This is a genomic window from Gordoniibacillus kamchatkensis (assembly GCF_000829455.1).
Taxonomy (GTDB): Bacteria; Bacillota; Bacilli; order Paenibacillales; family NBRC-103111; genus Gordoniibacillus; species Gordoniibacillus kamchatkensis.
Window position 1 is genome coordinate 127,792 of sequence record NZ_JXAK01000004.1, and the last position, 12,955, is coordinate 140,746.

A 12,955-nucleotide genomic window follows, 5' to 3' on the forward strand; every position below is an offset into this window, starting at 1 on the left:
CCAGGATAGCTCCTTGCTTCTTGATGTACGGACAGTTTAGCCCTTAACGGCGCCGGATGCAAGGCCGCTTACGACGTAGCGCTGCGCGACGAGAGCGATGATGAGAACCGGCAGCGTAATGATGCAGGCTGCAGCCATCAGGGCGCCCCAGTTGATTTCCGAGTACGACAAGAAGTTGAATACGGCGATCGGCAGCGTCTTCGTTTTGTCGCCGGCCAAAATGATGGAGAACATGAAGTTGTTCCACGAGAAAATGAACGACAAGAGCGACGCCGTGATGATGCCCGGGCCGGAAATCGGCAGCACGATGTTCGTAAATACTTTGTTGTACGTGCAGCCGTCGATCAGGGCAGCTTGCTCGATTTCCTCCGGCAGCCCTTCGAAGAACGAAATCATGACCCAAATAATGAACGGCAGCCCGACGAGCATATGGCTCAAAATAAGCGAAACGAACGAATCGACGAGACCGATCTTGGAGAAAATGATGAACCACGGAATCAGGAACGTAATGCCCGGAATAATGCGCGCGACCAAAATGATCAGCCCGAGCCCCTGCAGGCGGTGGCGGGCGATCGCATAAGCGGCCGGCAGCCCGAGGAGAAGCGAGCCGAGCGTGGAGCCCGCCGCGACGACGAAGCTGTTCCAGACGAACTTCAGGAAGTCGTATTCGCCGAACACGCTCGAGTAGTTTTTGCCCGTCGGCTTAAAGACGAAAAACTGATCGGTCGCCATAATTTGCGCCTGCGTCTTGAAGGAAGCGAGCAGCATCCATATGAACGGAAACGAGAAGGCCAGCATGACGATCGCGGTCAGCACGCCAAGAACGATATTGAGTAACCGTTTTTTCTTCTTCATGCTTTACGCCTCCAGTCTTCTGCGAATCCAGACCATGAGCAATGTAGCTCCCATCACCAGCGCAAAGAAGATGACGAGCAGCGACGAGGCCATGCCCAGCTTAAAGTATTGGAAACCGAGTGTATACCCGTAAATATTCAGCGTTTCGGATACGTTGTTAGGCCCGCCTTGCGTTGTTGCATAGATGATATCGAACGTCTTCAGAACGTCGATCAACCGCAGCATAAAGGCCACAATAATAGTCGGGCGCAGCAGCGGCAGCGTAATGTGCCACAGTCTTTGCCAGGCGGACGCGCCGTCCACTTCGGCGGCTTCGTACGGCTCCGACGGCAAAGTCGATAAACCGGCCATAACGATCAAGGAAATCATCGGTGTCCATTCCCAAATATCGATCACCATCAGGGACGGAAGCACTTGCGTCGGCGAAGCGATCCACAGCTGCGGCGGCAGCCCTAACATTTTCAGAAGCGTGTTGGCAATGCCGATCGACGGCTCGTAAATGAGCAGCCAGACGAGGCCCATCGCCACCGGAGTTGCTACCATGGGCAGCAAGAACAGCGTCTTTACTATATTTTTGCCAAAAAAGTCGCGGAATAGCAGCAAGGCGATAGCGACGCCAAGCACAGTCTCTACGCTAATCGAACCGAAGGTGAACACAATGGTGCTTTGTACCGCGTGCCAGAAGCGGCTGTCGGTTAAAAGCGCTTTGTAATTGGCGAGAAATACCCATTTCGGAGGTGTCGTGGCCGACATGCTCCATTCGTAGAAGCTGATTCTCACCGTATATAAAATAGGAAACACCATCATAAGCAGAACAAACAGCACCGCAGGCAAGGTGTAAATCCATTTCAAATTGCGGTCGAACCAGTTTGTCGGCATTCCAAATCATCCCTTTCCGATCGAAGCCCTCTCTGTAGGAATGAGGGGATGCGCCCGCGCACCGGGACACATCCCCGCATCCACTTCTATTCGTCTTGCTTACTTGCCGTTTTCCTTGTCGATGAGCGCTTGGAAGTCTTTGTTCGCCTGATCGGCGGCAGCTTTGATGTCTTCGCCCGTCAGCGCCTTTTGCACGACCGCGCCGATAATGTCGCGCGCTTCGCCTACGTTGTTAACCGGCGGCAAGGAGTGGTCGACGCCGCCCTTCTGCTCTTCTTTCGCAACAGCGGCCCACTCTTTCGGGAAGGCGGCGATGCCTTCCGGCTTGTCCCATACCGACAAGCGAGCGCCCGGGTTGCCTTTGTTTTGCGTCTGCAGCGTAATTTCCTTGCTCGTCGCCCATTTGATGAATTCCCAAGCCGCGTCTTTGTTAGCCGCTTTGGAGTTCATCGCCAGGCCCCACGACGTTACGTTATACGGCTGCGAGCCTTTGCTGCCCGCCGGGAACTGCGCGTAACCGACTTTGTCGGCCACTTTCGATTTCTCCGGATCGATGGCGTTTTTGTAGATCGAGTTCGCATCGGCGAAGAATGCCGCTTTGCCTTGCGCGAACACGCCGATCGCTTGCGGCCACGACATGTTCAGCACCCCTGGAGGGCCGTAATTTTTCAGCAGATTCGTGTAGATCGTCATGCCTTTGATCGCTTCCGGCGTATTGATCGTCGCCTTGCCGTCCTTCATGAAGTCGGCGCCCTCGGAGTACATGAACGAGCCTACTTGCGTCACAAGCGCGGAACGCTGGCCGCGGGCGACGAAACCGTACATTTCGTTCTTCGGATCGTTCAGCTTTTTCGCCGCTGCTTCCAGTTCGTCCATCGTTTTCGGAACCGGAATGCCCGCCTTTTCGAGCAAATCTTTGCGGTAGTACAAAATGTGCTGCTCGGTGATGGTCGGAATGCCGGACAGCTTGCCGTCTACCGTCACCGTGCTGATCGACGCCTTGGAATAATCGGCGAGATCGTAGTCAGCGTCTTTCTTGGCATATTCGTCAAGCGGCGCGATCCAGCCGTTCTTGTAGTACAGCTTCGCTTCCTGCAGCGGGCGGTACATGAATACGTCCGGCGTTGCCGAACCCGCCGTGAACTGCACGGTCAATTTCTGCGACAGCTGATCCTCGAAGAAGCTTTGCACATCGACCTTCATCCCGGTTTTTTCTTCAAACTGCGGGAGCAAGGCTTTAATCGCGTCCCCCCACGGGTGGTTGGCCAGCACGATAGTCAGCTTTTTGCCTTCGAACGGTTTGGCTGCGGCTTTAGTGTCAGTGCCTTTCGCCGGCTCCTGAGCTTTCGGCTGCGCATTGCCGCCGCTTCCGCAGGCAGCCAGAAGCCCCATAGACATCGAAGCGACAAGACCGATGCTCAGCACGCGGTTCAATCGGTTTTTCATGTGTCTGTACCCCTCCTGTAGCATTGAATGGCCGGAACATCGGCAAGCAAGCTTCAGGCTGCTGAGAAAGGCGGAGACCCGCTTTCCCAATCCGCAGTGCAGCCATACTTTCTCGGGCAGCCTAACGCTTTTCTACTAGGTTGTCCATGTTCCGCTGTAGTTCAAATTGTAAACGATTGCAACCGCGTTCGATATAACGAAGTTTCAACATCGATAACGCACAGTCAAGGAGTATTGCATGCAAAAAGGCAGCCCGGGACGCGAATGCCGCGTCCGGACTGCCTCTTTTGATTCGCCGCTATGTGTGCCGCGGTCCCGGATGGCGCGGGCTTTTTCAGGCTGACGGCTGATTGTTCTTATCGCCGGTTCTGCGCGCAAACCAGGTAGCCAGCATCGAACCCGACAAGTTGTGCCATACGCTGAACAGAGCGCTCGGCACGGCTGCCAGCGGGCTAAAATGAGCGGCAGCCAAAGCGGCTCCCAGGCCCGAGTTTTGCATCCCGGTTTCGAGCGTAACCGCTTTGCGCTTGGCCAGGTCCATGCCGAACAGCTTGGCGAAAAAATATCCGAGCAAGTAGCCTAGCAAATTGTGGAGAATGACGGCGGCGAATATGAGCAGCCCGTTGGACAAAATTTTGGGCTGGTTCAAGCCGACGACGATGGCCACAATGAGCACGATCGCAATCGTGGAAATGAGCGGCAACGCTTTGACGCTGGCCGCGGCTTGCTTGCGGAACAAGGCTTTCACAATAATGCCTAGGACGATAGGCAGTATCACTACTTGAACAATGTCCATGAACAACGACTTCGCGTTAATATCCATCCATTTGCCGGCGAGCACCGAGATGAGGGCCGGGGTGGCGAACGGCGCGATGACGGTGGAGACGGAAGCGATCGACACTCCGAGCGCCACATCCCCTTTGGCCAGGAACGTCATGACGTTGGAGGCGGTACCGCTTGGGCAACAGCCGACCAGGATGACGCCGACGGCAATTTCCGGCGGAAGCTTCAAAACGACGGCGAGCAAATAAGCGATGGAAGGCATGATCAGGTAATGCCCGATCACGCCGATAGCGACGTCCTTCGGGCGGCGGAACACTTCGCGAAAATCGGCTGCGGACAGCGTCAGGCCCATGCCGAACATGACGACGCCCAGAAGCGGCGAAACCCACGATTTGTGGCCGGTGAACAGGTGCGGCGCAAAGAAGCCGAGACAGGCAAACAAAATCACCCAAAGCGAAAACGTTTTGCCGACAAAGCTGCTGACTTTTTCTACTGCGTTCATGATGTCCTCTCTCCTGTTGTTTATGCTATAAATAATTTAGTTATTTTACTACGGTAAGTTAAAATTCACAACACTTTGCGGAGCCCGGACTCTCTTTTTGGCCTGGACATCGGCGATTGCTGGCTGCGGGATCGTCATGCCCGTCCGTTACCGGCCCAGGTAGCCTCCGTCGACCGGAATGACCGCGCCGGTAATGTAGTTGGAAGCCGAAGAAGCGAGGAAAATCGTGATGCCCTCCACGTCTTCCGGCGTCCCCCAGCGGCCGGCGGGAATGCGCGCCGAAATTTGCGGCAGCCGCACCTGATCCTGCAACAAGTCCTGGTTCATCGTCGTCGCCATATAGCCCGGCGCTATCGCGTTCACCTGGATGCCGCGGCCCGCCCATTCGTTGGACAGCGACTTGGTCAGCTGCGCGACGCCGCCTTTGCTGACGGCATAAGCGGTAGCGTTGAAGCCGCCGATAAAGCTGAGCATCGAGGCGGTGTTGATGATTTTGCCGGAGCCTTGGGCGACCATCTTCTCGCCGGCGCGCTTGCACAGATCGAACACGGCGCTGATGTTGATTTCGAGCACCTGATCCCACGCTTCCAGCGGCAGGTCGAGACAAGAGCGGCGGTCGTGAATGCCAGCGTTATTCATCAAAATGTCGATGCGCCCGCCCAGCTTTTGCAGCCCTTCCTCAAACACGCGCGCGCGGTCGGCCCGGTCGAGCAAGTTGCCGCGCACCGCATGAATGGCAGCCGGTTTGCCCGTATATTCGCTGACTGTCTTGGCAATGTCGCGGGCCGCTTCCTCGGCGTCTTCCGCCAAATCGACAATGACGACTTCCGCGCCCGCCTTGGCGAGCCCTGTCGCCATCCCGCGGCCAAGCCCGCGGCTTGCTCCGGTAACCATCGCTTTCTTTCCTGTCAGATCGAACATGTTCATTTGGTCGTCCTCCTTGATTATTTTACAATACGGACCGTTAACCCGGTAAATGATCAACCGCGTTTAATGGCGCTCCACCAGCATCTTTTTGCGCGTGTAAAACTCGACGCCGTCCCGGCCGTTCGCGTGCAAATCGCCATAGAACGACTTCTTGTAGCCGGAAAACGGGAAGAACGCCATCGGCGCCGGCACGCCGACATTGACGCCCAGCATCCCGGCATCCATCGTGTCCCGGAACTCGCGGATCGCCTTCGCGCTGTTCGTGTAGATGCAGCCGCCGTTGGCGAATTCCGACCGGTTCGCCAGCTCGATCGCCTCGGTCAACGTCTCCACACGCACGACGGAAAGCACCGGGGCAAAAATCTCGTCGCGCCATATCGTCATCCCGGGGTCTACCCGATCGAAAATCGTCGGGCCGACGAAATACCCGTCCCGCTCCTCTGCCGCTCCGCGGCCGTCGAGGATCAGCTCAGCCCCCTCGGACTGGCCCTTCTCAATGTAGCCGAGCGTTCTTGCCTTATGGGCATCGCGGATGACCGGGCCGAGAAACACGTCCGGCTCCAGCCCGTTGCCGATCCGAATCGCCTGCGCCGCTTCGCGCAGCCGCTGCACGAGCGCATCCGCGATATCGCCGACGGCCACGACGACGGAGCACGCCATGCAGCGTTCGCCGGCGGAGCCGAAGGAAGCGTTGACGATTTCCTTGACGGCCAGGTTCAGATCGGCGTCAGGCATGACGATGGAGTGGTTTTTCGCCCCGGCCAGCGCCTGTACGCGCTTGCCGTGCGCGGCCGCCGTCTTGTACACGTATTCGGCCACCGGCTGCGACCCGACGAACGACACGGCTTTGACTTCCGGAGCGGACATGAAGCCGTTGACAACATCGTGCGCGCCGTGAACGATATTGAACACGCCGTCCGGCAGCCCCGCTTCCTGCAGCAGCTCCGCCAGCCGGTTCACGGTCAGCGGCGTCCGTTCGGACGGCTTCATCACGAACGTATTGCCGCATACGATGGCGAGCGGAAACATCCAGCACGGCACCATCATCGGAAAATTAAACGGCGCAATGCCTGCGACAACCCCAAGCGGGTACCGGTACATGCTCGAATCGAGCCCTGTCGCGATTCCCTGCAGGGCGCTGCCCATCAGCAGCGTCGGCGCCCCCGCGGCAAATTCCACGCACTCGATGCCGCGCAGCACTTCGCCTTGCGCTTCGGTCAAGCTTTTGCCGTTCTCCTGCGTGATCAGCGCAGCCAGCTCGTCCCGATGCTTCACGAGCAGCTGCTGATATTGAAACATGAGACGAGCGCGGCGGGGAACCGGCACCCGGCTCCATTCGCGGAACGCCTTCTGCGCGGCGCGCACGGCCTGTGCCACGTCGTCGCCCGTGGATAGAGGAACGTGCGCCATCACTTCGCCGGTAGCCGGATTCGGCACCGGCTCCGTCTTCGCAGCGCTCGACTCGACCCAAGCGCCGCCGATGAAATTTTTCAATCGTGTCATGCTGCATTCCCTCCGGTTCTCGCTATTCTCTTATGACTTCGGTGCGTAAGGACTTTGGTGCTTTGCCAGCAATTGCTCGATCTGCTCCAGCGTCGGCATCGCGTCCGAGCAGCTGTGGCTCGATACGACGATGCTCGCCGAGGCGCTGCCGTAAGCGAGGCAGCGGGGGATGTCCCAGCCGCTGAGCAAGCCGTAGATGAAAGCTCCGGCAAACGAGTCGCCCGCCCCGAACGTCTTGACCACCTGCGCCGGAAAAATGCCGGCTTGCCATACACTGCCGCCGCGGGCATAAGCCTTGGAGCCCCTGCCTCCGTGCTTGATGACGACGAGCTCAGCCGATCGTTCCAGCCACTCGCGGGCCGTCGCGTCGTCCTCTCCGCCAGCCGGCTGCGCCGTCTCGCCGGGAAATCGCTCCAGCAGGTCGAACTCCTCGCGCCCGCCGAAAATGACATCGCTTTTCTCGGCGACAAGACGGCAGTACGTGTAAATTTCCGCGGCGTTCGCCCACGTATAAGGCCGGAAATCGATATCGAACATAACGGCGACGCCGTGCTTGCGCGCCAGCTCCACCGCCCGGAACACCGCTTCCCGCGACGGGCTTCGGGCCAGCGCCGTGCCGGAAACGAGCAGCGCCCGCGCGGACGATATCTGGCTCTCCGCTACGTCCGCCGGTTCCAGATTGAGGTCGGCGACGCCTTCGCGGTACATCAGGATGCTGCATTGCTCGGGCGATAAAATTTCCGTAAACGCCAGCCCCGTTACCGTGCCCGGCCGATCCGTCACAACGGAGCCCGTGTCGATGCGCTCGCGCTCCAGGTAATCGCGAATGAACCGTCCGAACTGGTCGTCCGACACTCTGCCGATAAATCCGGTGCGGAGCCCGAGGCGCGCGGCGGCGATAGCGATGTTGGCCGGCGAACCGCCGACGTATTTGGTGAACGAGCGCGTCTCTTCCATCGGGCGGTGAATTTCGTTGGCGTTCAGATCGATGCACAGCCGTCCGATAGCTAGCAGATCTAAAGCTTTGCCGGGACCGGGACGAGCAATTTTCATGGGAAGTTTCCTCCTCTTCGCATCGGAAATGGGCAAACTTAGTCCATCTAATCGATTAGATGAAACTTGCAACGTGATCATACCATGCCGTAAATCGGCAAACAATAACGCATTTTTAACTTGTTGGAGAAGGGGCTGGCAGGTAGAATGTTCCCAAATTAACGTTCGTACAAAAGACCGGAAATTCGGGAGTTGCCCGGCCGGGCGCATCTTTCCCTTGTCTCGAGCATATTCGTGCGGGGACCATCGGCGGGAAGCTGCACTCGAACGGACCGAGAATCCTTTATTAGGTCTTTTTTTCTTGTGTGGACGTTGCAGTGGACAGGAAATCTTTTATTTGGCGTCTCAAGCTGGAAACGGAGGAGTTTTCCCTGAAATAACGTCTTCTGTGTCCCTCGAGGAGAAAACACGCCGTTTTGTCACAGATAACGTACCTGTAGTCCAATTTACTTCCATGACCGGGACTTCCGTGGCAGCACCGTGTAGTTACGTTTCTTCAGAAACGTTATACTCGCTTGTTTGCGAACCGCACGTGCGCCGCACGACAAGCTCGACCGGCAGCGTGAGCAGCTCGGAACGCTCCGGCTTGCCGCCGGCGATCCGCTTCAACAGCAGCTCCGTCGCCGTACGCCCGATCTCGTAGCGCGGAATTTTGACCGTTGTCAGCTGCACGCAGCGGCTGGCCGCGATAAACAGATCGTCGAAGCCGACGACCGCCAGCTCGCCCGGCACCTCCACCCCCAAATCGTACGCCGCATCCAAAATTCCCAGGGCGCCGATGTCGGAAATGTTAATGACGGCAGTGGGGCGAATGTCCTGCGGCAACTGAAGCAAAGCGCGTGTCGCCTGAAAGCTGGGAGCATATTTCGCCTCACCGGATATAAGCCATTCCGGCCGTACCTCTACCCCCGCCTCGCGCATCGCATCCTCGTATCCCTGCTCGCGGAGGAGGCTGACTGTCGAGCCCGGGACGCCCGTCATCAGCGCAATGCGCGTATGCCCGAGCCCGAGCAAATGGTTTGCCGCCAGCACGCCGCCCCGGTAGTTGTCGGACACGACCATATCCCCTGCAAAACGTTCCAGCGGCCGGTGCGCAACCACAATCGGGTAGCCCTCCTCCATGAGCTGCCGCAGCAGCTCGCGGTCCGCTTCCATCGCCGTCGTGACGATGGCGCCGTCCACCTTGCCTTTGCGCAGCTGCTCGAGCGCCCCGGCGAGCCGCTGCGGGTCGTCGCCCGTGTTCACCATATTGACCGTATAGCCGAATTCGCGGGCGTAGTCCTCGCAAGCTTTGGCCACGTCCGGGTAAAACGGGTTGGTGATGTCCGACACGATCAGGCTGATCGTCTTGCTTTCGCGCACGCGAAGGCCGCGGGCGACGGCGTTCGGCACATAGTTCAGCTCCCGGATGGCGCGGAGCACGCGCTCTTTCTTGTCCGGGCTGACGTAACGGGTATCGTTGAGCACATAAGAGACCGTGGCCACCGACACTCCGGCGGCGCTGGCAATATCTTTGATCGTCGGCACAGTCGTTCTCCTCGCAGGCTTTCGGCGTTTTCCCCATTATAAACAGTTTGTTCGCCTGTGCGCCACAGCGGCTTGCGCCGATCGGTGCGGAGCTCGGCCGGCCGGTTGTGTCCGCGCGCAGCCTGCGAGGTCGACTTCACACACTTTTTGTTATGATGCCAAACTTTTTGTTTGAACCGCCGCCGGTTTATGTTACTATCATGGCAGATGCATCCCCATGCACTCTTACATCTTGAGGCTGCCCGAGAAAGGCGGAGACCCGCATTCCCAATCCGCAGCGCAGCCCTACTTTCTCGGGCAGCCTGAAATCTTGCAACGATGCAAAGGAGGTGCCGGTATGGGGCATCCTGATCAGCAACCGACGTTTGAAGAACAGCAGCTCGAGACGCCTTGCCTCGTCATCGACGCATCGATCATGCAGGCCAACATTCGCCGCATGGCGGAAGCCGTGCAGCGCCTCGGCGTTCGACTCAGACCCCACGCCAAAACGCACAAAATCCCGGAATTTGCTGCGGCGCAAATTGCGGCCGGCGCAGCGGCATCACCGTGGCCAAAATTTCCGAAGCGGAGGTCATGGCGGACCACGGGATTGACGACGTTTTCGTCGCTTATCCGCTCGTCACCGCCGCGAAAATGGAAAGAGCTTTGCGGCTGAGCGAACGGATTCGGTTATGCGTCGGCGTCGACAGCGAAGCGGGCGCGCGAAACATGGAGGAAGCCGCCGCCCGGCGCGGCACCACGCTGCGCGTGCGGCTCGAGATCGACTGCGGGCTCAGGCGCACCGGCGTCCCGTACGAACAAGCGGTCAAGCTGGCGCAGCTCATTCACGGGCTGCCGCACCTGGACCTGGACGGCATTTACACGTTCCGCGGCAATTTGCTGGACGGCAAGCCGACGCTCGATTTGCGGAGCGCGGGGCACGAAGAAGGGCGGCTTATGGTCGCCTTGGCGGAGCAGATACGGGCGCAAGGCGTTCCCGTGCGCGAAGTCAGCGTCGGCTCCACGCCGACCGCTCTTTATGCCGGCGAAGTGGAAGGCGTGACCGAGGTGCGCCCCGGAACGTACATTTTTTACGACCGGATGCAGGCGAAGCTTGGCGTCTGCTCGCTGGACGATTGCGCCGCCTCCGTATTGGCCACCGTCGTGAGCAGACCAAGCGATACGCTGGCCATCATCGACGGCGGCAGCAAGACATTCGCCACCGACGTGCAGCCGGACAAAGAGCCGCTGAACCTGAGCGGATTCGGCTATATCCCGGCAGCCCCCGAGGCAATGCTGGAGCGGCTTACCGAGGAGCACGGCATGATTCGCGCGCAAGCCGGCGACGGTCTGACTATCGGCAGCCGTGTGCGCATCGTTCCAAACCATATTTGCAGCACGGTCAATTTGCACAACCGGGTGTACTTGCACGAGAACGGCCGTTATCGCGCCATCGCAGTCGCCGCGCGCGGCATGCTGGAATGATTAACATCTAAGGGAGGATCAACCCGTGCTCGACCTCATTCTCAAAAACGGAAAAATCGTAGACGGCACAGGCAATCCCTGGTTTCGCGGCGATGTCGGGATCAAGGACGGTCAAATCGCCCGAGTCGGCTATGTCGACCAAGAAGCCGCAAGCGTCGTCGATGTCGGCGGCCAGGTCATCGCTCCCGGTTTTATCGACGGGCACTGCCATTCCGATCTGATGATCATCGATTACCCGCTCAGCGAAATCAAGCTGCAGCAAGGCGTCACTTCCGAGGTGCTGGGCAACTGCGGACTTGCGCCCGCACCGGTGAGCATGGAAAGGCTGAGCACGCTGCAAAATTACATCCAGCCCGTGCTCGGCAGCACCAAATGGCAATGGCCGTGGGAAACGGTCGCCGAGTACATGGCTTTCGTCGCCCGCTCGAGTCCGGCCGAGCACGTCGCCACTTATGTGGCCCACGGCGCGCTGCGCATCGCGGTGATGGGCTTCGACAACCGCCCGGCGACCAAGGAAGAGCTGGCGCGCATGAAAGAGCTGCTGGAAGACGGCATGAAGGCGGGCGCGATCGGCTTGTCGATCGGCTTGCTCTACGCGCCGGGAAGCTATACGGCCAAGGAGGAGCTCGCCGAGCTGTGCAAAGTGCTGCCGAAATACGGCGGGCTGCTCTCCACTCACATTCGCGGCGAAGGCAACAGCCTGATCCCTTCCGTGCGCGAGGTCGTATGGATCGCCGAGCAAGCCGGCATTTCGCTGCACATCAGCCACCTGAAGGCGGCGGGCAAGCGCAATTGGGGACAAGTGCAGGAGGCGCTGGAAATTATCGAAGACGCCCGCGCCCGCGGCATGGATGTAACGTGCGACGTATACCCCTACTCGGCAAGCTCGACCATGATGACCACGGTGCTTCCTCCATGGACGCTGGAAGGCGGCATCGAGCGTACGATCGAAGCGCTTAAGCAGCCGAGCGTACGGGCCCGCATCAAGGAAGAGCTGGCGCACGAGCAGACCGATTGGGACAATTTGCTGTGCTCGACGGGATGGCAGAGCATTTACGTTTCGTCGGTGCAAACCGAAGAGAACCGCGCCCTGGAAGGCAAGCACATGCAGGAAATCGCCGAGCTGCGCGGCCAGCACCCGGCCGACTGCATGATGGATCTGCTTATCAGCGAGCAAGGCAAAGTGTCGATCGTCTACTTCCTTATGTCCGACGACGATGTGCGGCAAGTGGTCGGCTATGAAAAGTCGCTGATCGCTTCCGACAGCTTGCACTGCGAAACCGGCAGGCCGCATCCCCGGTTGTACGGCTCGTTCCCCCGCGTGTTCGCCAAATACGTGCGGGACGACCGCGTGCTATCGCTCGAGCAGGCCGTCCGCAAAATCACCTCGTTCCCCGCGCAAAGGTTCAAGCTGGGCAAACGCGGGCTGCTCGTTCCCGGCTATGCGGCCGATGTCGTCGTGTTCGATCCGCTGGCGATTCAGGATACCGCCACGTTCCAGGAGCCGCGCCAGTACCCGGCCGGCATATCGAAAGTGCTCGTCGCGGGGAAGACGGCGATTGAGCACGGCAAGCATACGCACGCGAGGAGCGGCACTTTCATAACGGCACAGCACTGCTGCCATTGAGCTAGCAAAAAAAAGACCGCCTTGCGGCGGTTATAAGGATTATTTGATTCGTTTCAGCGCAGCTCATGCTCAATCGAGCGGGCGGATAACATTTCGATGATGCGGTGCTGTTGTTCTTGAATGGCCTCAAGCCGCTGTACCGCTTCATTCGTCTCCAGCACAGCCTGCTTGATGATTTGCTGTTCCGATTCCATCCGGTCGAGGCGGCTTTCTACTTGGTCGAGACGTCCCTCCATCCGGTCGAGGCGTCCCTCCACCCGGTCGAGACGGCCGTCCATACGGTCCAGGCGCTCGTGAACCGGAACGAGCTCTTCCCGAATAACGGAACGCAAAAGCTGTGTCAGCTCTTCATTCAACATGAATCGCTCCTTTGCGATGGATACTTATTA

The 12,955-nt window shown here is 58.9% G+C and carries 12 protein-coding genes; 3 read left to right on the forward strand and 9 right to left on the reverse strand.

The window, feature by feature from the left end:
- Positions 1 to 36 precede the first annotated feature (36 nt).
- The 8 genes from SD70_RS03790 to SD70_RS03825 all read right to left on the reverse strand — a co-directional run bounded on the left by SD70_RS03790 (position 37) and on the right by SD70_RS03825 (position 9,475).
- Positions 37 to 855 (reverse strand): carbohydrate ABC transporter permease, encoded by an 819-nt coding sequence (locus SD70_RS03790; RefSeq protein WP_041045790.1) that lies wholly within the window; start codon positions 853 to 855, stop codon positions 37 to 39.
- Positions 856 to 858: 3 nt separating this feature from the next.
- Complete coding sequence (locus tag SD70_RS03795) at positions 859 to 1,734, reverse strand: carbohydrate ABC transporter permease (RefSeq protein WP_041045792.1); 876 nt, start codon at positions 1,732 to 1,734, stop codon at positions 859 to 861.
- A 99-nt stretch (positions 1,735 to 1,833) separates the two neighbouring features.
- Positions 1,834 to 3,180 (reverse strand): ABC transporter substrate-binding protein, encoded by a 1,347-nt coding sequence (locus tag SD70_RS03800; RefSeq protein WP_041045794.1) that lies wholly within the window; start codon positions 3,178 to 3,180, stop codon positions 1,834 to 1,836.
- Positions 3,181 to 3,514: 334 nt separating this feature from the next.
- The gene (locus tag SD70_RS03805; RefSeq protein ID WP_041045796.1) at positions 3,515 to 4,465 is read right to left on the reverse strand and encodes a bile acid:sodium symporter family protein; all 951 of its coding nucleotides are present in this window, start codon (positions 4,463 to 4,465) and stop codon (positions 3,515 to 3,517) included.
- Between the two features lie 147 nt (positions 4,466 to 4,612).
- Entirely contained in the window at positions 4,613 to 5,392 is a 780-nt protein-coding gene (locus SD70_RS03810) for an SDR family NAD(P)-dependent oxidoreductase (RefSeq protein ID WP_041045798.1), read from the reverse strand.
- A gap of 63 nt (positions 5,393 to 5,455) precedes the next feature.
- On the reverse strand, positions 5,456 to 6,895 hold the full coding sequence (locus tag SD70_RS03815) for a CoA-acylating methylmalonate-semialdehyde dehydrogenase (protein WP_041045801.1): 1,440 nt from the start codon (positions 6,893 to 6,895) through the stop codon (positions 5,456 to 5,458).
- Positions 6,896 to 6,925: 30 nt separating this feature from the next.
- Positions 6,926 to 7,948: a 5-dehydro-2-deoxygluconokinase gene (gene iolC, locus SD70_RS03820; RefSeq protein ID WP_041045803.1), complete on the reverse strand. Its 1,023-nt coding sequence runs from the start codon at positions 7,946 to 7,948 to the stop codon at positions 6,926 to 6,928.
- Positions 7,949 to 8,434: 486 nt separating this feature from the next.
- Entirely contained in the window at positions 8,435 to 9,475 is a 1,041-nt protein-coding gene (locus SD70_RS03825; protein ID WP_041045805.1) for a LacI family DNA-binding transcriptional regulator, read from the reverse strand.
- Between the two features lie 337 nt (positions 9,476 to 9,812).
- Between SD70_RS03825 and SD70_RS37560 the strand changes: the two genes are divergently transcribed.
- The 3 genes from SD70_RS37560 to SD70_RS03835 are packed head-to-tail and all read left to right on the forward strand — an operon-like array spanning position 9,813 to position 12,566.
- The gene (locus tag SD70_RS37560; protein WP_231571027.1) at positions 9,813 to 10,130 is read left to right on the forward strand and encodes a hypothetical protein; all 318 of its coding nucleotides are present in this window, start codon (positions 9,813 to 9,815) and stop codon (positions 10,128 to 10,130) included.
- Positions 10,049 to 10,939, forward strand: coding sequence for an alanine racemase (locus SD70_RS03830; RefSeq protein WP_231571028.1), 891 nt, complete (start codon positions 10,049 to 10,051; stop codon positions 10,937 to 10,939). Before SD70_RS37560 ends, SD70_RS03830 begins: the two co-directional genes overlap by 82 nt.
- Positions 10,940 to 10,964: 25 nt before the next feature.
- On the forward strand, positions 10,965 to 12,566 hold the full coding sequence (locus SD70_RS03835) for an N-acyl-D-amino-acid deacylase family protein (RefSeq protein WP_041045808.1): 1,602 nt from the start codon (positions 10,965 to 10,967) through the stop codon (positions 12,564 to 12,566).
- A 53-nt stretch (positions 12,567 to 12,619) separates the two neighbouring features.
- On the opposite strand, the gene SD70_RS03840 is transcribed toward SD70_RS03835, so the two are convergent.
- A complete protein-coding gene (locus tag SD70_RS03840) occupies positions 12,620 to 12,925 on the reverse strand; it encodes a hypothetical protein (protein ID WP_052487023.1) in 306 nt (101 codons plus the stop codon).
- Positions 12,926 to 12,955 lie beyond the last annotated feature (30 nt).